Origin of the sequence: Enterobacter sp. BIDMC 29 (genome assembly GCF_019378755.1) — a bacterium.
Taxonomy (GTDB): domain Bacteria; phylum Pseudomonadota; class Gammaproteobacteria; order Enterobacterales; family Enterobacteriaceae; genus Enterobacter; species Enterobacter ludwigii.
Genome location: NZ_CP080000.1, coordinates 2,087,659 through 2,106,778, shown reverse-complemented (window position 1 = coordinate 2,106,778; position 19,120 = coordinate 2,087,659). Strand labels below are relative to the sequence as shown.

The window sequence follows — 19,120 nt, the reverse complement described above, 5'->3', positions numbered from 1 at the left end:
AATCTGGAAAAAACGTGACGACACAGTACCCCTATTATCGGGTCAGCCCCGAGACCATTCATGCCGCTGCGGTGCTTAATCATCTGACCACGCCACTGCCTGCGTTTGCCCGTGTCATGGAGATTGGCTGTGGTTCAGCAACGCGTCTGATTATGCACGCCTGGGCGCATCCTGAGAGTATCGCTCTGGGTATCGATATTGACGAAGAGGCGATCGTGAAGGGGCAGAAGTTTGCTGCCGAACTGGGATGTCATAACGTTGAACTGTTTGCTGCAGGATTAGGGGATTTGCTCGCCGCGGATCCGGGTGAGTTAGATTACATCATTATTCATCAGACCTTTGGTTTTCTTGGAAAAAGCGAACGGGAAGCGTTGCTGACATGGTGCCAGGCGCATTTATCTGCCAACGGCGTTATCGCCATTAAGTGGTCAGTACTGCCTGGCAGCATAGCGCGCATAACGTTGGGTGAAGCGTTGCGGTTCCATCTTGATCGCGCAGAAGAGGGCAGCGACCTGCTGGCGTCAGCCCGCGCCATGCTGAGCTTTATGTTGCTCACGCTGGAAGAGGGTTCGCTGAAAAATGAAGTCCTTCTCGCTGAAGAAATGGATGATAACGCGCTCATTCTGGCCTATTTAAGCCCGAGTGACGGGGCATGCACCCTTGGGGATTTTAACGCGCAGGCTGAACTCGCCGGTCTGCAGTTCCTGGGCGATTTGCTGCCACAGTCGGAACTGGGAAGCTTCTATAGTCCGAGAATCGAACAGTTACTGGGTGCCGTCAGCGACGGGGCAAGCAGAACCTTGTCGCAGCAATATCTTGATTACGCCGTTCAACGCGAAGAACGCTTTTCCTTGCTGTGCCACCTAAATCGCCTCTCGCCGCCGGTTCACCCGGATCTGAACCTCCTGAGAAACCTGCACTGGGCCGGAAGTTTTATGCCGATCGAACTGGATTCTGCAAAAGCGCCCCGCGTGTTCAGAAATAATAATGGACGGATCATGCGTACCGACAATGCCATTATTATCAGGATCATGGAGTTGTTGGGCAATGCCTGGCCTATGTCCTTAAGTTTCGAACAGCTTGTGCTCAATTGCCGGGCTCCTGAAACGCATGAGGATTATCAGGAGACGGTGTGGGAAGCATTAAAAACGCTGTTTATGACCTGTGCTGACGGATTTTTCTGGAGTGCCAGCCCTGGGGCATACAACGCTTCGCAAAATGATGACCTGGCACCGGTAGGGTTGCTACCACCAGCGTGTCCTGCGAACGATGTAAGCATCATGAACCTGTGGGGAGAGTGGGTTTCATTGACCCCTGCTGAGTGGAATTATTTGCGCTTCGAAATGGGGCATGCCGGGCAGACGAACTGGGAACTCTACTCTTCATTGAAAATTAAAGGGTTGCTAACCGGCTCGCCTGAGGCCTGGAAAAAGCAACTGCAGTGTTTTCTGCGTGCAGGCATGCTCGACGTACTGAAATCGCAACTTTCTCTGTTGTTGTTGCTTAGTGTCGATCAACAGCAGGGCGGAATGCTGATCAAGAGCAATGCCGAACCCGTATTAGCCGACCCGGACGTGGACGCTATCTACGAGCGCGCAAACAGCCTTATCCAAAAAGGCCGTTCTAAAGAAGCCCGCGAGTATGCTCGTGAGTTAATGGAAAAAAATCCAGACAATATTCACGTCCTTCGCTGCTATTCAAAAACATGCGTGCTGACTTCCGCCTGGGATGACGCGCTGGCGTCGCTTTGTAAACTGATGGGCTATTATTTCTCGAGCCTTGATATCTATTATGATCTTGCCACGGTGTTGCAGCGCAAGCGTGAATTCTACGGTTCACGGCAAATTGTCCGCACCTTGCTTCGTCTGAATAATAAAAATATTGATTACTGGCTAAGTCTGGCATCGCTGCATCATGCCTATGGCGATATGGCATTAGCGGAAAAATGCTGCAGGGAGATTATGCGCTTCCAGCACCCGGGGCCCAGTTCACTTGGGCTCACCGGGATTGTATTGAGTGACAACCATAAAATGGCAGAAGCGCGCTATTTTATGGAAAAGGCCGTAGAGCTTAGCAATTATAATTTCGGCTACTTCAGTAACTTACTGTTTGTAATGAGCCACGACGCTAGCGTAACGGCCGAGACGTTGCTGGAAAAGCACCTTGAATACGGCCGCCGCGCAGCAACCTGGGCAACAGAGAGCGGGGTAAAACTGGTTCTCAATAATTCCAGAGAACCTCAGCGTAAGCTTCGACTTGGCTTTGTTTCAGGCGATTTGCGTAAGCATCCGGTGGCGAATTTTCTTCTGCCTTATTGGGATGCCATCAATCGTGAACAGTATGATTTGGTGGCCTATAGCACCCTGTTCCTTGAAGAAGATGACACGTATTGTCACCTTCGCCAGAGCGCAACGCTATGGCGTCAGGTTGATGCTATCAGCGATATTGAACTGGCGAAACTGATAGCTGAAGACGGGATTGATATTCTGTTCGATTTATCGGGTCATACAGCCTACAACCGATTGCCTGTTTTCGCGTTGCGTCCGGCTCCGATTCAGATCACATGGATAGGTTATCCGGGCACGACGGGTCTGAAAGAGATGGACTATATACTTCTTTCGGCGAGCCTGGCGCAGTCTCAGGAGCTTGAAAAACAGCTGGTGGAAAACGCGATGTTCGTTGCGACACGCAAGAGTTTCGAACCTCATCCTCTCAGTCCGGACATCAATCCATTACCTGCGCTGCGTAACGGTTATATTACCTTTGCCAGTTTTAACCGCTCTAAAAAAATTAACGATCAGGTGCTGAATGCATGGGCATCTATTTTGACGGGTTACCCTGAAGCCAGGCTGTTAATCGGTAACATGACTGATGCCGAAATGATTTCGGCCATGACAAAACGCCTGCAACAGCGCGGAATTTCTCGCGACAGATTGCTCTTCCGGGGACTCGTGGAAATGGATGAGTACCTCACGATGCACCATGAGATTGATATTTTACTTGATGCATTCCCTTATAGCGGTGGAACGACGACGCATCATGGCGCCTGGATGGGCGTCCCGACAATCACCATGAATGGCCCGACCATACCATGTCAGCAGGGCGTCGATATTATGCGTTCTTATAGACTGGAGCAGTTTATTGCGATTGATGAGGAAGATTATATTTCCAGAGCAATCGCCTGGGGGCAACGTATTCCAGAACTTGCTGAAATCCGACTGGGGATGCGAGACAGGATCCCCGTAGACCACGTGCCAGATTTTAATATTGCAGAAAACTTTGAACGGGCGCTGCGTGAAGCGTGGGGAATTTATTGTCGGGGAGAAGAGCCGCATGCGTTTCTCATCACTGAACAGCATTCCTGACTCGCAAGGGTTAACTAAGCCGGCCATGTGGGCAAAATTTAACGGTATCATTACCGAGGTAGGATATGAGTAAAATTTACGTAACCAGTCCATTCTTGCCCCCTCTGGAAGAGTTTATCCCTTATCTGGAGCAAATCTGGCAAAATAAAACTCTGACAAACGGCGGACCATTTCATCAGCAGCTGGAACAGGCTCTGGCGGAATATCTGGGTGTAAAGCACCTTTCGCTTTTTGCAAACGGAACGCTGGCGCTGCTGACGGCATTTCAGGCGTTGCGCCTGACTGGCGAGGTGATCACCACGCCGTATTCCTTTGTTGCGACCTCGCATAGCTTATTGTGGAACGGATTAACGCCGGTCTTCGCTGATATCGATCCCCAAACCTATAATATTAATCCGGATCGCATTGAAGAATTAATTACGCCTAACACCACCGCAATTTTGCCTGTTCATTGTTATGGGATTCCCTGTGACATCGATAAAATTCAGAAAATTGCAGATGTGTACGGTTTGCGGGTTATTTATGACGCAGCACATGCATTTAATGTCCGCAAAAACGATATAAGCATTTTAAATCACGGTGATTTATCCGTACTCAGCTTCCATGCCACCAAAGTCTTTAACACCTTTGAGGGCGGGGCCATTATAAGTCACGATCTCAAAACCAAACAGCGCATCGATTACCTTAAGAATTTTGGCTTTGCTGGTGAAACCCGCATCGTGGCTCCTGGCATTAACGCCAAAATGAATGAGGTGGAAGCTGCATTCGGTCTTCTGCAGCTTAAACATATTGATAAAGCACTGGACGAAAGAAAGGCGATTTATCAACGCTACTGTGAAATGTTAGACGGGCTGGAAGGATTAACGTTTGTCGACGTACCCGACGATGTGAGCTGGAACCACGCCTATTTCCCGGTGCTCATCGAACCGCATTTCGGGATGAGTCGTGATGGGGTGTATGAGTTATTTAAAGCGGATGCCATTTTGACGCGTCGCTATTTCTACCCGCTCATCAGTTCATTTGCCATGTACAGAGGTTTCCCTACTTCGGCGGAAGAACATCTGCCTGTTGCGAATGATATCGCCGGAAAGGTGCTGTGCTTGCCGATTTATCCAGGAATGACGCTGGAAGAACAGGATCGGGTCGTGAATGCTCTGAAGCGTGCTTCCCTGGTAGGACAGGTGCAGGGTAACGAACCGACGCCAGTCACGGAGATTGCGGTATGAGCATGATGCCTACAGCGATGATCCTTGATGCAGGGTTTGCCTCGTTGCCATTACAGCAGGCCATAAAAGCCGCAGGGTTTCGAACGCTTGCCTGTAGCGGTAAAGCCCAGGATGCAGGGATGAAATATGCCGATGCGACCTGGGCGCAAAATTACGCTGACAGCGAGGCGGTACTGGCCATTGCCCGCAAGGAAAAAATCACGGCGCTGTCGCCTGGTGTGACGGACGTTTCGTATCTTTCTGGCTGCCGCGTGGCGCAGGCGCTGGGCCTTCCCGGCTACGATTCTCCCGAGGTAAGCGATCTCCTTTTCCTCAAGGACCGCTTCAGGAAATGGGCCAGCGAGAAGGGATATCCTATTCCAAAAGCTGCCAGTAACGTGCAGGAGGCGCGTACGATGCCTTTCCCGCTGCTGGTAAAACCTGTCGACGCATACAGTGGAAAAGGGATCTCATTGATTCATCAGCCAGATGAGCTTGATGAGGCGGTCAACGTCGCGCGTGCTGCGTCAGCGGGCGGACATTGTGTCATTGAAACGTTCTGCCAGGGGGCGCTGTATAGTCACTCGGCGTTTATTCGTGGGGGGGAAATCACGTGCGAATTTTTTGTCGATGAATATTGCACAGTCTATCCGTGGCAAGTGAACAGCAGCTGTCTGAGTGTCAATCTGCCTGAGTCGATGCGTGATCAAATCAGTGAATGTATGCAGGCCATTGTCAGCGACTTAGGCCTTGTCGATGGACTCTTACATACTCAACTTATTGCTGACGAACGGCAATTTTGGCTGATTGAAGTGACACGCCGCTGTCCGGGCGATCTCTATTCGAAATTGATTGAGCTTTCCACGGGCGTCGATTATTGCCGTGAATTTGTTGCGCCTTTCATTGGACAGACAAGTCACCTGGCGCACCGGCGTCCCGCACGTCGGCGCAATATTGCCCGTCATACGGTCTCTTCAACTCATCGAAGCCTTTTCTTCGGGTTTAACTGTGCGCCTCTGCCAGCCAACATCCTTCAGGCGATACCGCTTAAACAACCCGGCGATGAAATCGGCCCTGCGCCAGGGGATCGGGCAGGGTTAATTTTTGCTGAGTTTACCGATCTTGACGCCATGGCAAGCCACACGCCTCAGCTTAAAAACTATTTTTCTTTTTCTTCTTTGTAAGGACCGGACTATGAACAGGCCTCTATCTCTTGGGTTTATTGGCGGAGGGATCAATTCAGCAATTGGTCTGACGCACAAAATTGCCAGTCAAATGGACGGCCATTTCGAGTTGGTGACGGGATGTTTTAGCCGCGATAAAACGCTTAGCAAACAGACGGGGCTGGCATGGGGACTAAAGGATGAAGCCATTTATACGAATGCGGCGACCCTGCTGGAAGAGCAGCACGCACAAATGGATGCCGTTGTCATCCTGACGCCGACCCCGGCCCATCGTGAAATTATTCTGGCCTGTCTTGAATACGGTCTTCCGGTTATCAGTGAAAAAGCCATGGTCGCCAGTGTGACGGATGCGCGCGATATCGCCCAGCGCGTGGCAGACATCAATGGACAACTCTACGTCACCTATAACTATACCGGCTATCCGATGGTACGCGAATTGCGTGAACGGTTACGTCGCGGTGAACTGGGGAGCATTCAGCATGTCATGGTGGAAATGCCTCAGGAAGGATTTATTCGCAGCCGGGAAGATGGCAGTGTGGCTCAGCCTCAGGAATGGCGTCGCGTTGATGGTGACATCCCGACCGTTTCCCTCGACCTTGGGGTCCATGTGCATCAACTGGTGGAGTTTCTGACGGATAAACGTGCCGAGGATGTCTATGCGATTAACAGCACGTTTGCGCGCGTCCCGAATGTTGTCGATACGGTGAATCTGGTTTCCCGTTACGACGACGATATGGTGTGTAATTACTGGTACGGCAAAGCGGCGCTGGGTTACCGAAATGGTTTGCGGATACGAATTTATGGTTCTGAAGGCAGCGCAGAATGGTTGCAAATGGAGCCTGAGTATCTCCATCTTGCTGATGTACACGGGAATATTCGCTTGATCGACCGAACAGCCGGAGACAATACGGTGGCCAATCAGCCCCGCTATTGCCGCTTCAAAGCAGGGCACCCTGCCGGATTCATTGAGGCATTTGCAAACTATTACGCCGATATTGCCGCCAGTTTACGTGGTGAACCTACGGGATACAGCCTCAGTTGCGATACGGCCGTCCGCGGGCTGGAATTTCTCGAAAAAGCGCAGCAGAGCGCACTGACGTCTGCCAAAGTCGAATTATTACGTTAATAACGGTTGTGCTGAGGACTATATGACATTACTGGAACAGTTACAGGGTTACGATAACGCCTTTTTTGAGAGCATCAACTCAATGCAAGCCAATGGGCTCCCGATTGTGCTTTATGGGGCAGGCTGTCTGGGGCAGATGACGGCAGAATTTATGTTCCGGGAAAACATGCCGCTCCATAAAGTCGCACTTAACAGAAAATATATTACAGAAGGGATGAGCTTCCACGGTCTCCCGGTTGTGGCAATCGAAGATCTCCTTGAACAACCCGGTGAATTCAACTGTATCGTGGCGTTGCAGTATGTTAGTGACGCGATGCAGGCAGAACTTCGGCAGGGGGGCGCCAATGTGCTTGTATTTGATCCTGCTTTTATCGGCGTCAGCACAACTCTCTGGTATACCCCGTCATTTTGTGATGAACATAAGGACCTTCTTGAACATCTGTACGCGAGCCTGGAAGACGATCGTTCGCGGGAAACGCTGGTCGCCTTTCTTAAACAGCGTTTAACTGCTACCCGTGGCTATTACCAGGCGGTATACGAACCGGTACATTATTTCCCGTCAGATATTGTCCGCCTGCAGGATAACGAAGTGTTTATTGATTGCGGGGCCTACAATGGCGATAGCATTGGGGCGTTTATGCAAGAAGTGGCCCGTCAGCAGGTCGCGCAGCCAGAAAGCGTTATCGGCTTTGAGCCTGATGCCAGTAATTATGCTCAACTTTGTGAAAATACGCGCCAGTGGCCATTTTGTCAGCCAGTGCAAAAGGGCGTATGGGATGAAAACACCGTTCTCTCTTTTCAGTCGGGAAATGCACTTTCTTCACGCCTGATGGAACAAAGCACCAACACGGTGACCATTGAACTGGATAGCATCGATAATATCCTGCAGGGGCGCAAAGCCACCTTTATTAAAATGGATGTCGAAGGCGCTGAACTAAAAGCCTTGCAGGGCGCTGCAAGCACGATTCAGGACTGGAAACCTTTACTGGCAATAAGTCTTTACCATAAGCCGGAAGATCTCCTGACAATTCCTCAATATATTGCCTCTCTCAGTGCTGATTATGTGTTTTATCTGCGCGGACATCACCCTGAACTGGCCTTCGAACTGGTTTTATATGCTGTGCCTAAGTCACGGTATATAAAGAAATAGGCAAATAACCCCCCATTTTACCCACTATTCATCCAATTGAACGCCCTGCAGAATCGGATAATCATGCCGATAACTCAACTAACGCAGGGCTGTTTATCGTGAATTCACTCTATACCGCTGAAGGTGTAATGGATAAACACTCGCTGTGGCAGCGTTATGTCCCACTGGTGCGTCACGAAGCATTGCGCCTCCAGGTGCGTTTGCCGGCGAGCGTGGAACTTGACGATCTGCTACAGGCGGGCGGTATCGGGTTATTGAATGCAGTTGACCGATACGACGCTCTGCAAGGAACGGCATTTACGACTTACGCAGTTCAGCGTATTCGTGGTGCGATGCTGGATGAGCTGCGCAGCCGCGACTGGGTGCCGCGCAGTGTTCGCCGCAACGCGCGCGAAGTGGCGCATGCGATGGGGCAGCTGGAACAGGAACTGGGACGTAACGCAACGGAAACAGAAGTGGCGGAACGTCTTGGCATTGCTGTTGAAGAGTATCGTCAGATGTTGCTCGATACCAATAATAGCCAACTCTTCTCTTATGACGAGTGGCGAGAAGAGCATGGCGATAGCATCGAGCTGGTGACGGATGAACATCAGCAAGAAAACCCGTTACACCATTTAATGGAAGGTAATTTACGCCAGCGCGTAATGGAAGCGATTGAGGCTTTACCTGAGCGCGAACAGCTGGTGTTGACCCTCTATTATCAGGAAGAGCTTAATCTCAAAGAGATTGGCGCTGTTCTGGAAGTGGGGGAGTCTCGGGTGAGCCAGTTGCACAGCCAGGCCATTAAACGTTTACGCACAAAGCTGGGTAAGTTATAGGTGATTGATTCACCTGAAAAATGCCGCACAACGTATTGACAACCAGGAGTTATCATGACGGTGCAGCAATCTAAAAGACGGCCTTTAAGCCGCTACCTGAAAGACTTTAAACACAGCCAGACGCATTGCGCCCACTGTAACAAGTTACTCGATCGTATCACGCTGGTTCGTCGAGGCGAAATCGTTAATAAGATCGCGATTTCACGCCTCGACACGTTGATGGATGAAGCAGCATGGCTCGAAGAACAAAAAGAGTGGGTGGCGCTTTGCCGTTTCTGCGGTGATCTCCACTGCAAAGAGCAAAGCGACTTCTTCGACATTATCGGCTTCAAACAATTCCTGTTTGAACAAACGGAGATGAGCCACGGAACCGTACGCGAATATGTCGTCCGCCTGCGCCGTCTCGGACAACATCTCACCGTGAACAACATCTCCCGCGATCTGCTGAAGACCGGCTATCTGGATGAGAATCTTGAGCCGTGGCTGCCTGCGACCAGCACCAACAACTACCGCATTGCGCTGCGCAAGTATGCACAATATAAGGTACAAATGCCGGGTGTCATAAAGCAGAAAGCCCACGCTGGAACAACTTCTGATATATATTAAAAAAGAATAAGATGTAGCGCAGTCGCCTTTGACCTTGCAGGTGATTTCTCTACACTACTCAAAAATTCCACTATATCGGGGTATTTATGAAATTAGCACTTCTGGGTCGTCAGGCGCTGATGGGTGTAATGGCAGTCGCGCTGGTCGCGGGTATGAGCGTGAAAACGTTCGCCGCAGAAAATCTGCTGAATAAAGTGAAAGAGCGCGGTACGCTGCTGGTCGGGCTGGAAGGAACCTATCCTCCGTTCAGCTTCCAGGGCGATGACGGTAAACTCACCGGTTTTGAAGTGGAATTTGCACAGGAACTGGCGAAACACCTTGGCGTGAAAGCCTCCATCAAACCGACCAAATGGGACGGTATGCTGGCGTCGCTGGATTCCAAACGTATTGATGTGGTGATTAACCAGGTGACCATTTCTGACGAGCGTAAGAAGAAGTATGACTTCTCCACGCCGTACACCGTGTCCGGTATCCAGGCGCTGGTGAAGAAAGGTAACGAAGGCACCATCAAAACGGCCGCTGACCTGAAAGGCAAAAAAGTCGGTGTCGGTCTGGGGACCAACTATGAAGAGTGGCTGCGCCAGAACGTTCAGGGTGTGGATATCCGCACTTACGATGATGACCCGACAAAATACCAGGATCTCCGCGTAGGTCGTATTGATGCGATTCTGGTTGACCGTCTGGCCGCGCTGGATCTGGTGAAGAAAACCAACAATACCCTGGCGGTAGCCGGTGATGCGTTCTCTCGTCAGGAATCCGGTGTAGCCGTTCGTAAAGGCAACGACGACCTGGTTAAAGCGATTGACTCCGCGATTGCTGACATGCAAAAAGACGGCAGCCTGAAAGCCCTTTCTGAGAAGTGGTTCGGGGCAGACGTCACGAAATAAGTCTTTGACGTTAAAAAAAGGCGCTTTTAAAAGCGCCTTTTTTATTTCTTACGCGTCTGCGTGCATAATGAAAAATATCACCTTGAGTCTGTGTTACCGGAGAACCCATGTCACTACAGAATTTAACGCGCTTTCCCCGCCTGGAGTTTATCGGCGCGCCGACTCCGCTGGAGTATCTGCCGCGATTTTCTGACTATTTAGGACGCGATATTTTTATTAAGCGCGATGACGTAACGCCGATGGCGATGGGGGGCAATAAGCTGCGTAAGCTGGAGTTTCTGGCCGCTGACGCCCTGCGTGAAGGCGCGGATACGCTCATTACCGCAGGTGCCATTCAGTCTAACCATGTCCGCCAGACCGCCGCGGTGGCTGCAAAGCTGGGTCTCCACTGTGTGGCATTGCTGGAAAACCCAATTGGAACGCAAGCAGAAAACTATCTGACTAACGGCAACCGTCTGCTGCTGGATCTGTTTAACGTACAAGTCGAAATGGTCGAGGCATTAACCGACCCGACCGCACAACTTGATGAACTGGCGACGCGTCTGGAAGCGCAGGGTTTTCGTCCCTACGTTATTCCTGTCGGCGGCTCGAATGCGCTGGGCGCGCTGGGGTATGTGGAAAGTGCGCTGGAGATTGCCCAGCAATGCGAGGGAGCGGTCAGCCTCTCTTCTGTCGTTGTTGCTTCCGGCAGTGCAGGTACCCACGCAGGGCTGGCCGTAGGTCTGGAGCAATTATTATCCGATGTCGAGCTTATTGGCGTGACGGTATCGCGTAGCGTCGCGGACCAGAAGCCGAAAGTGGTCACCTTACAGCAGGCGGTGGCAGAGCAACTGGCGTTGAAAGCAACGGCTGATATCCAGCTCTGGGACGATTATTTTGCACCAGGCTACGGCACGCCTAATGAAGAGGGGATGGACGCGGTGAAATTGCTGGCGCGCCTCGAGGGTATACTGCTTGATCCCGTGTATACGGGCAAAGCGATGGCCGGTCTTATCGATGGCATTGAACAGAAGCGCTTTAAGGATGAAGGGCCGATTTTGTTTGTTCACACCGGCGGGGCACCTGCGCTGTTTGCCTACCATCCTCATGTCTAAAATCAGGTCGAAAAATAATAATGCAAGAAAGTATTCAACTGGTTATTGATTCCCTGCCGTACCTGCTTAAAGGTGCGGTATTTACGTTACAGCTCAGTATTGGCGGGATGTTCTTCGGACTGGTACTCGGGTTTGTGCTGGCCTTAATGCGTATGTCACCCGTCTTACCAGTACGCTGGGTGGCGCGTTTTTATATCTCTGTGTTTCGCGGCACGCCGCTTATCGCGCAGCTCTTTATGATCTACTACGGTTTACCGCAGTTTGGTATTGAGCTGGATCCGATCCCGGCGGCGATGATTGGTTTGTCGCTCAATACGGCGGCATACACCTCTGAAACGCTGCGTGCGGCAATCTCGTCCATTGATAAAGGGCAGTGGGAAGCGGCGGCCAGTATCGGTATGACGCCCTGGCAAACGCTGCGCAGAGCCATTCTGCCTCAGGCGGCGCGTGTGGCGCTTCCGCCGCTCAGCAACAGCTTTATCAGCCTGGTGAAAGACACGTCGCTGGCGGCCACCATTCAGGTCCCGGAACTGTTCCGTCAGGCGCAGCTTATTACCTCGCGCACCCTGGAAGTGTTCACCATGTATCTGGCGGCCTCGCTGATTTACTGGGTAATGGCGACAGTGTTATCCGCCTTGCAAAACTATTTCGAAAACCAGCTTAACCGCCAGGAGCGTGATCCAAAATGAGTGCTATCGACGTTAAAAACCTGGTGAAAAAATTCCACGGTCAAACGGTGCTCCACGGGATTGATCTGGAGGTAGAGCAGGGCGAAGTGGTCGCCATTATCGGCCCGAGTGGTTCCGGGAAAACAACGCTGCTGCGCAGCATCAACCTGCTTGAACAGCCTGAAGAAGGCACGATTCGGGTGGGGAATATTACGATTGATACCGGCAAATCCATCAGCCAGCAAAAAGGTCTGATTCGCCAGTTGCGCCAGCATGTGGGCTTTGTTTTCCAGAACTTCAATCTCTTCCCACACCGGACGGTGCTGGAGAACATCATTGAAGGCCCGGTCATTGTAAAAGGGGAAGCCAAAGAGGACGCGACGGTTCGCGCGCGCGAGTTGCTCGCAAAAGTCGGGCTGGCCGGTAAAGAAACCAGCTACCCGCGCCGCCTGTCAGGCGGTCAGCAGCAGCGTGTGGCGATTGCCCGCGCGCTGGCGATGCGCCCGGATGTGATCCTCTTTGATGAACCGACCTCTGCGCTCGACCCTGAGCTGGTGGGCGAGGTGCTGAACACCATACGCCAGCTGGCACAGGAGAAACGCACAATGGTTATCGTTACCCACGAGATGAGTTTCGCTCGTGACGTGGCGGACCGCGCCATTTTCATGGATCAGGGAAGGATCGTGGAGCAGGGGCCGGCAAAACACTTATTTGCCAACCCACAGCAGCCGCGAACCCGTCAGTTCCTTGAAAAATTCCTTATGCAGTAGAATTTTTGCACTAATTTGCTCCAGAAAATTCATCTGGGGCAAATTATTCTCCCCCTGCGCCCGACACCGTGTTTTTTTATTCCGCTCAGGCCCAATAAACCTTATCAAACGTAAAGTTAATTGTGCTGTTGCCGATATTTTGTAGTTAGAAATAAGTTTTATGTGTTAGGTTATATTCACCATAATAATGAATATCATTTCAGAGGCTTCATTTAGTAAGTATGAAGGATTCAGACTTTTTCACCTGGCGACGGGAATGCTCCCTCCGGTTTCAGAAATTGACCTGTGCCGACGAGGTATATCAGGAACTTCAGCGACAAACTCAGGCGCTAGAATTCGATTATTACGCACTCTGCGTACGCCATCCCGTGCCTTTTACGCGGCCTAAGATTTCTGTGCATACCACTTATCCGCCACAGTGGCAGGCGCAATATCAGTCGAATAATTATTTCGCCATTGACCCGGTGTTAAAACCGGAGAATTTCATCCAGGGGCATTTACCCTGGACTGACGAATTATTCGCGGATGCTGAGGAATTATGGCATAGCGCACGGGAGCACGGCTTACGTACAGGAATAACGCAGTGTCTGATGCTGCCGAATCATGCTCTCGGTTTTCTGTCGGTTTCTCGTACTAGCATGCTGGAGAGCCCGCTAGACCACGAGGAAATAGAGCTGCGGTTACAACTGCTGGTGCAAGTGGCCTTAACATCGTTGATTCGATTTGAAGATGAGATGGTGATGCCGCCTGAGATGAAATTCAGCAAACGTGAACGGGAAATTCTTAAATGGACCGCGGAAGGGAAGACGTCGGCGGAAATTGCGATCATTCTCTCCATCTCAGAGAATACGGTTAACTTTCATCAGAAGAATATGCAGAAGAAATTCAATGCGCCTAACAAGACGCAGATTGCGTGTTACGCGGCGGCGACCGGGCTTATTTGAGTAGAGAGTACGTTCTGCGTGTCAGACGAGGCAACGGCTGAATGCACCGCATCCAGCCGTTTTTTATTACTGGCGGTAGGCTTGTTTAATTTGCTTAACGGTGTTGGCAAATACCGCGGATTCAGCCTGGTCTTCCATCTGCGCGATTTGTTTTTCCATTTTAATGATCACACGACCGGCGTCAGCCTGGCCCATCGCCTGTAGCATCAGCGTTAGCAGCGATTTCAGGCAGTTTACTTCCTGTGCCAGTTCCTGGTTATTCTCCGCAGTGGCAAATTCAGGTGTGCTCATTTATTTTCCTCATTATAAAACGGCGCTCGTGCGCGACGATGAAAGTCAAGGCGGCGGAGTATACCACAAGGCGCAGCAAAAAATGCAGCGGTTGTTTTTCGTACTTTTACACTGGATGTTTATTTGCGTAAACAACGCGTGCCGCTAAACTGTACGGCGTTAATAGCGACGAATTGTTTATACCCGGTTCGCTTGCCGTTAATTATTGTTACAAAAATTTAAGAACTGTTTTTTTACGGACTCAGGCGACAGGTTTTTTGTAACTTTTTGAATACAGATGCTTAAAAAAAGCTGCACAAGCCCTGGTGGCGCGGGCTCTCTTTCCACGTTCTGTACAGCCTAATTTCCAAAAACGAGAGCGAAATCGAATAGCCGATTTTTTAACGTTTTAATCTTGTGAGGAAAACCGTTAATATAAACCAAATTATCACTCAGTAGCGTTATCCCTATTCTGGAGACATTTCCTTTGATCAACGTCCTTCTTGTTGATGACCACGAACTGGTGCGCGCAGGGATACGACGCATTCTTGAAGATATAAAAGGTATTAAAGTTGCTGGTGAGGCTTGTTGCGGCGAAGATGCCGTAAAATGGTGCCGCACTAATTCAGCCGATGTGGTGTTGATGGATATGAACATGCCCGGTATCGGTGGTCTTGAAGCAACCCGCAAAATCGCGCGTACCTTTGTTGATACAAAAGTCATCATGCTGACCGTGCATACTGAAAACCCGCTGCCCGCGAAAGTGATGCAGGCGGGCGCTGCCGGTTACCTGAGTAAAGGTGCCGCGCCGCAGGAGGTTGTCAATGCTATCCGTTCCGTGTTTGCCGGACAGCGTTACATTGCTTCCGACATTGCTCAGCAGATGGCCCTGAGTCAGATCGAACCCGAGAAAACGGAATCGCCGTTTGCCAGTTTGTCCGAGCGTGAATTGCAGATTATGCTGATGATCACCAAAGGTCAGAAGGTAAATGAGATCTCGGAACAGCTGAATCTTAGCCCGAAAACGGTTAACAGCTATCGTTATCGCATGTTCAGCAAACTGAACATTCATGGTGATGTTGAACTGACTCATCTGGCCATCCGGCATGGTTTATGTAATGCGGAGACGTTGTTAATTCAGTGAGTGATGTGTTCGATTCAAAAGCATTTCTGAAAACCGTAACCAGCCAGCCTGGCGTCTATCGTATGTATGACGCTGGCGGTACGGTTATCTACGTGGGGAAAGCGAAAGATCTCAAAAAGCGCCTCTCCAGCTATTTTCGCAGTAACCTTGCCTCCCGCAAGACCGAAGCACTGGTCGCACTCATACAGAATATTGATGTTACCGTCACGCATACCGAGACGGAGGCGCTGCTGCTTGAGCATAACTATATTAAGCTCTATCAGCCGCGCTACAACGTGCTGTTACGCGATGATAAATCCTATCCGTTCATCTTCCTGAGTGGCGATACGCACCCCCGGCTTGCTATGCACCGCGGTGCAAAACATGCCAAGGGTGAATATTTCGGCCCGTTTCCCAACGGCTATGCCGTCCGTGAGACGCTGGCGCTGCTGCAAAAAATCTTCCCTGTTCGCCAGTGTGAAAACAGTGTCTATCGCAATCGCTCGCGCCCGTGTCTGCAGTACCAGATTGGCCGCTGTCTGGGGCCATGCGTTGCCGGGCTGGTGAGTGAAGACGAGTATGCGCAGCAGGTCGAGTATGTGCGCCTGTTTTTAGCCGGGAAAGACGATCAGGTATTAACGCAGCTGATCGCCCGGATGGAGAAAGCCAGTGCAGCGCTGGAGTTCGAAGAGGCCGCGCGGATCCGCGACCAAATCCAGGCGGTGCGCAGAGTCACTGAGAAACAGTTTGTCTCGAACACCGGTGACGATCTCGACGTGATCGGCGTTGCCTTTGACGCCGGCATGGCCTGCGTGCATGTGCTGTTTATTCGTCAGGGTAAAGTGCTCGGGAGCCGCAGCTATTTCCCGAAAGTGCCGGGAGGGACGGAACTGGGTGAGGTGGTTGAAACCTTCGTCGGCCAGTTCTATCTGCAGGGGAGTCAGATGCGCACGCTGCCATCGGAGATCCTGCTTGATTTCAATCTCGACGATAAAACGCTTTTGGCGGATTCGCTGTCGGAACTGGCTGGTCGTCGGGTTAACGTGCAGACCAAACCGCGCGGTGACCGCGCGCGTTACCTGAAGCTTGCCCGGACCAATGCGGCGACGGCGCTTACTACAAAACTGTCCCAGCAATCGACGGTCCACCAGCGTTTAACGGCACTGGCTACGCTCCTGAAGCTGCCGGAGGTTAAACGGATGGAGTGCTTCGACATCAGCCACACGATGGGTGAGCAGACCGTGGCCTCCTGCGTGGTGTTTGATGCTAACGGCCCGCTGCGCGCGGAATATCGTCGCTATAACATCACCGGGATCACGCCGGGTGATGACTATGCCGCCATGAACCAGGTGCTGCGCCGTCGCTACGGTAAAGCCATCGAAGAGAGCAAAATCCCGGATGTGATACTGATTGACGGCGGGAAAGGGCAGCTCGGGCAGGCGAAAGCGGTCTTTGACTCACTTGATGTGAGCTGGGATAAAAACCATCCGTTGCTGCTGGGCGTGGCAAAAGGGGCCGATCGTAAAGCCGGTCTGGAGACGCTCTTCTTTGAGCCGGAATGGGAGGGCTTCAGCCTGCCGCCGGATTCTCCGGCACTGCATGTTATCCAGCATATCCGCGATGAGTCACACGATCACGCCATCAGCGGGCACCGGAAAAAACGGGCGAAGGTAAAAAACACCAGTACGCTTGAGACCATCGAAGGCGTAGGGCCAAAACGCAGACAGATGTTGCTTAAATATATGGGCGGATTGCAAGGATTACTCAATGCCAGCATGGAGGAAATTGCAAAAGTGCCGGGTATTTCGCAAGCGCTGGCAGAAAAGATCTACTACTCGTTGAAACATTGAGGGCTCTGTAGCAACATAGAGCTAAATTTTACTGACAACAAACAGTTACCGTCATTATGCAATTTAATATCCCTACGTTGCTCACTCTTTTTCGCGTTGTGCTTATCCCGTTCTTTGTACTGGCGTTTTACCTGCCAGTCGTCTGGGCCCCTTTTGCCTGTGCACTGATTTTCCTGGTGGCTGCGGTTACGGACTGGTTTGATGGTTATCTGGCACGCCGCTGGAACCAAAGCACCCGCTTCGGTGCCTTCCTCGACCCGGTCGCCGATAAGGTCATGGTCGCTATCGCGATGGTGCTGGTGGCTGAGCACTACCACACGTGGTGGGTAACGCTGCCTGCAGCAACCATGATTGGCCGTGAGATCATCATCTCTGCGCTGCGTGAGTGGATGGCGGAGCTGGGTAAGCGCAGCAGCGTCGCGGTATCGTGGATTGGTAAAGTGAAAACTACCGCGCAAATGGCCTCGCTGGTCTGGATGCTCTGGCGTCCAAACGCCTGGGTTGAGTGGGCGGGGATTGGGCTGCTGTGGGTTGCTGCGGTACTGACGCTGTGGTCTATGCTGCAATATTTAAACGCTGCCCGCGGCGATTTGCTTGATCAGTGATCGTTTCGACGTAATTTTCAGCAAACGATCCGGGGATGCAAAAAATAACGTTGACTCATACCGTCATATCAGTAGAATGCAACGCATCGAACGGCGGCACAGCTAGCCGGACGATAATGAAATCAAGTGGTTAGAAGTTAACTTGATGACATGCGGGAATAGCTCAGTTGGTAGAGCACGACCTTGCCAAGGTCGGGGTCGCGAGTTCGAGTCTCGTTTCCCGCTCCAGATTAAAGACATGCGCAATAGCGGGTGTCGCGTAAAAAAGTTTTACGGCGCGTTAGCAAAGCGGTTATGTAGCGGATTGCAAATCCGTCTAGTCCGGTTCGACTCCGGAACGCGCCTCCACTTTCTTCCCTGGCCGGATGGTGGAATCGGTAGACACAAGGGATTTAAAATCCCTCGGCGTTCGCGCTGTGTGGGTTCAAGTCCCACTCCGGCTACCATGGGAAAAAGCAGAATAATCAAAGCAATAAGCAGTGTCGTGAAACCACCGAAAGGTGGTTTTTTTGTGCCTGTTTTTCGTCGTATACCCTAGTTTCACCCTTCAACTTCGCCACAATAAGAGGGCAATCATGCCCAACAATGGCCATTACCGATAGGATCTGTTGGCGTCGGTCGTCAGATGCGAAATCACGGTTTTAAATACTGATGGCACTATCTCTCTGCATCACCCGGCCCAGAAGGGTCCTCTAAACCGGGTAATGCAGTCGCATTACCAGGCGGTATGGTACAGCTCGCTAATATCTGCCAGGCTCGCTTCCCGTGGGTTGCCGGCAGTACAGACATCATCATATGCCGCCTGGGCCAGCATCGGGATATCTTCTTTTTGTACTCCAGCCTCACGCAGATGGAGCGGGATGCCCACATCGTGATTAAGCCTGAAGACGGCATCCACGGCAGCATTGCGCGCGTCTGCAAGGCTCAGCCCTTCAACCTTCACGCCCATCGCCCGTGCAATATCGCGGAATTTATCGCCGGTAAAGTCAGCGTTGTAACGCATGATATGAGGCAGCAAAATGGCATTCGCCACGCCGTGCGGTGTGTCATAAAAAGCACCCAGCGGGTGCGCCATACCGTGAACCAGCCCCAGGCCAACGTTGGAAAAGCCCATGCCGGCAACATACTGGCCCAGCGCCATCGCCTCGACGGCATCTCGATCGCCCTTGACTGAATCGCGCAGTGCGCCGGCAATAATCTCAATCGCCTTGATGTGTAGCGCATCGGTTAAGGCCCATGCACCCCGGGTAATATACCCTTCAATCGCATGAGTCAGCGCATCAACGCCGGTTGCTGCTTTCAGCACTGGCGGCATACCGTCCATCATATCTGCATCGATAAAAGCGACCTGCGGAATGTCGTGCGGATCGACGCAAACAAATTTACGCCGCTTCTCTTCATCAGTGATCACGTAGTTAATGGTCACTTCAGCCGCTGTTCCGGCTGTAGTGGGAA

Annotated in this window: 17 protein-coding genes and 3 tRNA genes; 18 read left to right on the top strand and 2 right to left on the bottom strand. The window is 51.5% G+C overall.

Annotation, left to right across the window (positions count from 1 at the left end):
• Positions 1–14: 14 nt before the first annotated feature.
• The 12 genes from JTA15_RS09510 (at position 15) to sdiA (ending at position 13,817) form a co-directional block, all read left to right on the top strand.
• Positions 15–3,365 carry a methyltransferase regulatory domain-containing protein gene (locus JTA15_RS09510; protein ID WP_255580210.1) on the top strand — a complete coding sequence of 1,117 codons (3,351 nt, stop codon included), beginning with the start codon at positions 15–17 and terminating at the stop codon, positions 3,363–3,365.
• Positions 3,366–3,430: 65 nt separating this feature from the next.
• On the top strand, positions 3,431–4,591 hold the full coding sequence (locus JTA15_RS09505; RefSeq protein ID WP_219373155.1) for a DegT/DnrJ/EryC1/StrS aminotransferase family protein: 1,161 nt from the start codon (positions 3,431–3,433) through the stop codon (positions 4,589–4,591).
• Positions 4,588–5,754 carry an acetyl-CoA carboxylase biotin carboxylase subunit family protein gene (locus JTA15_RS09500; protein WP_219373154.1) on the top strand — a complete coding sequence of 389 codons (1,167 nt, stop codon included), beginning with the start codon at positions 4,588–4,590 and terminating at the stop codon, positions 5,752–5,754. The genes JTA15_RS09505 and JTA15_RS09500 overlap by 4 nt, the downstream gene beginning before the upstream one ends.
• A 10-nt stretch (positions 5,755–5,764) precedes the next feature.
• Positions 5,765–6,880 carry a Gfo/Idh/MocA family protein gene (locus tag JTA15_RS09495; protein WP_050595746.1) on the top strand — a complete coding sequence of 372 codons (1,116 nt, stop codon included), beginning with the start codon at positions 5,765–5,767 and terminating at the stop codon, positions 6,878–6,880.
• A 22-nt stretch (positions 6,881–6,902) separates the two neighbouring features.
• Positions 6,903–8,030 (top strand): FkbM family methyltransferase, encoded by a 1,128-nt coding sequence (locus JTA15_RS09490; RefSeq protein ID WP_032678458.1) that lies wholly within the window; start codon positions 6,903–6,905, stop codon positions 8,028–8,030.
• 98 nt (positions 8,031–8,128) lie between these two features.
• Positions 8,129–8,848, top strand: a complete 720-nt coding sequence (locus JTA15_RS09485; RefSeq protein ID WP_014170714.1) for an RNA polymerase sigma factor FliA — start codon at positions 8,129–8,131, stop codon at positions 8,846–8,848.
• A gap of 54 nt (positions 8,849–8,902) precedes the next feature.
• On the top strand, positions 8,903–9,454 hold the full coding sequence (fliZ, locus tag JTA15_RS09480; RefSeq protein ID WP_014170713.1) for a flagella biosynthesis regulatory protein FliZ: 552 nt from the start codon (positions 8,903–8,905) through the stop codon (positions 9,452–9,454).
• 86 nt (positions 9,455–9,540) lie between these two features.
• Positions 9,541–10,341 (top strand): cystine ABC transporter substrate-binding protein, encoded by an 801-nt coding sequence (gene tcyJ / locus JTA15_RS09475; protein WP_020883350.1) that lies wholly within the window; start codon positions 9,541–9,543, stop codon positions 10,339–10,341.
• 107 nt (positions 10,342–10,448) lie between these two features.
• Positions 10,449–11,435: a D-cysteine desulfhydrase gene (gene dcyD / locus JTA15_RS09470; RefSeq protein ID WP_219373153.1), complete on the top strand. Its 987-nt coding sequence runs from the start codon at positions 10,449–10,451 to the stop codon at positions 11,433–11,435.
• A gap of 20 nt (positions 11,436–11,455) precedes the next feature.
• Positions 11,456–12,124 carry a cystine ABC transporter permease gene (gene tcyL, locus JTA15_RS09465; RefSeq protein ID WP_014170710.1) on the top strand — a complete coding sequence of 223 codons (669 nt, stop codon included), beginning with the start codon at positions 11,456–11,458 and terminating at the stop codon, positions 12,122–12,124.
• Positions 12,121–12,873 carry an L-cystine ABC transporter ATP-binding protein TcyN gene (tcyN, locus tag JTA15_RS09460; RefSeq protein WP_014170709.1) on the top strand — a complete coding sequence of 251 codons (753 nt, stop codon included), beginning with the start codon at positions 12,121–12,123 and terminating at the stop codon, positions 12,871–12,873. The genes tcyL and tcyN overlap by 4 nt, the downstream gene beginning before the upstream one ends.
• A 221-nt stretch (positions 12,874–13,094) precedes the next feature.
• On the top strand, positions 13,095–13,817 hold the full coding sequence (gene sdiA, locus JTA15_RS09455) for a transcriptional regulator SdiA (protein WP_219373152.1): 723 nt from the start codon (positions 13,095–13,097) through the stop codon (positions 13,815–13,817).
• Positions 13,818–13,883: 66 nt separating this feature from the next.
• On the opposite strand, the gene JTA15_RS09450 is transcribed toward sdiA, so the two are convergent.
• Positions 13,884–14,108, bottom strand: coding sequence for a DUF2594 family protein (locus JTA15_RS09450; RefSeq protein WP_003859644.1), 225 nt, complete (start codon positions 14,106–14,108; stop codon positions 13,884–13,886).
• A 466-nt stretch (positions 14,109–14,574) separates the two neighbouring features.
• On the opposite strand from JTA15_RS09450, the gene uvrY reads away from it, so the two are divergent.
• The 6 genes from uvrY to JTA15_RS09420 all read left to right on the top strand — a co-directional run bounded on the left by uvrY (position 14,575) and on the right by JTA15_RS09420 (position 18,111).
• Positions 14,575–15,231 (top strand): UvrY/SirA/GacA family response regulator transcription factor, encoded by a 657-nt coding sequence (gene uvrY, locus JTA15_RS09445; protein ID WP_219373151.1) that lies wholly within the window; start codon positions 14,575–14,577, stop codon positions 15,229–15,231.
• On the top strand, positions 15,228–17,060 hold the full coding sequence (gene uvrC / locus JTA15_RS09440) for an excinuclease ABC subunit UvrC (RefSeq protein ID WP_219373150.1): 1,833 nt from the start codon (positions 15,228–15,230) through the stop codon (positions 17,058–17,060). Before uvrY ends, uvrC begins: the two co-directional genes overlap by 4 nt.
• Before the next feature lie 56 nt (positions 17,061–17,116).
• Positions 17,117–17,665, top strand: a complete 549-nt coding sequence (gene pgsA / locus JTA15_RS09435) for a CDP-diacylglycerol--glycerol-3-phosphate 3-phosphatidyltransferase (RefSeq protein ID WP_014170706.1) — start codon at positions 17,117–17,119, stop codon at positions 17,663–17,665.
• Between the two features lie 152 nt (positions 17,666–17,817).
• Positions 17,818–17,893 (top strand) — tRNA-Gly (locus JTA15_RS09430).
• A gap of 46 nt (positions 17,894–17,939) precedes the next feature.
• Positions 17,940–18,013 (top strand) — tRNA-Cys (locus tag JTA15_RS09425).
• An 11-nt stretch (positions 18,014–18,024) separates the two neighbouring features.
• A tRNA-Leu gene (locus tag JTA15_RS09420) sits at positions 18,025–18,111 on the top strand.
• A 269-nt stretch (positions 18,112–18,380) separates the two neighbouring features.
• On the opposite strand, the gene JTA15_RS09415 is transcribed toward JTA15_RS09420, so the two are convergent.
• On the bottom strand, positions 18,381–19,120 hold a 740-nt coding region (locus tag JTA15_RS09415; RefSeq protein ID WP_219373149.1), incomplete at its 5' end, for an iron-containing alcohol dehydrogenase.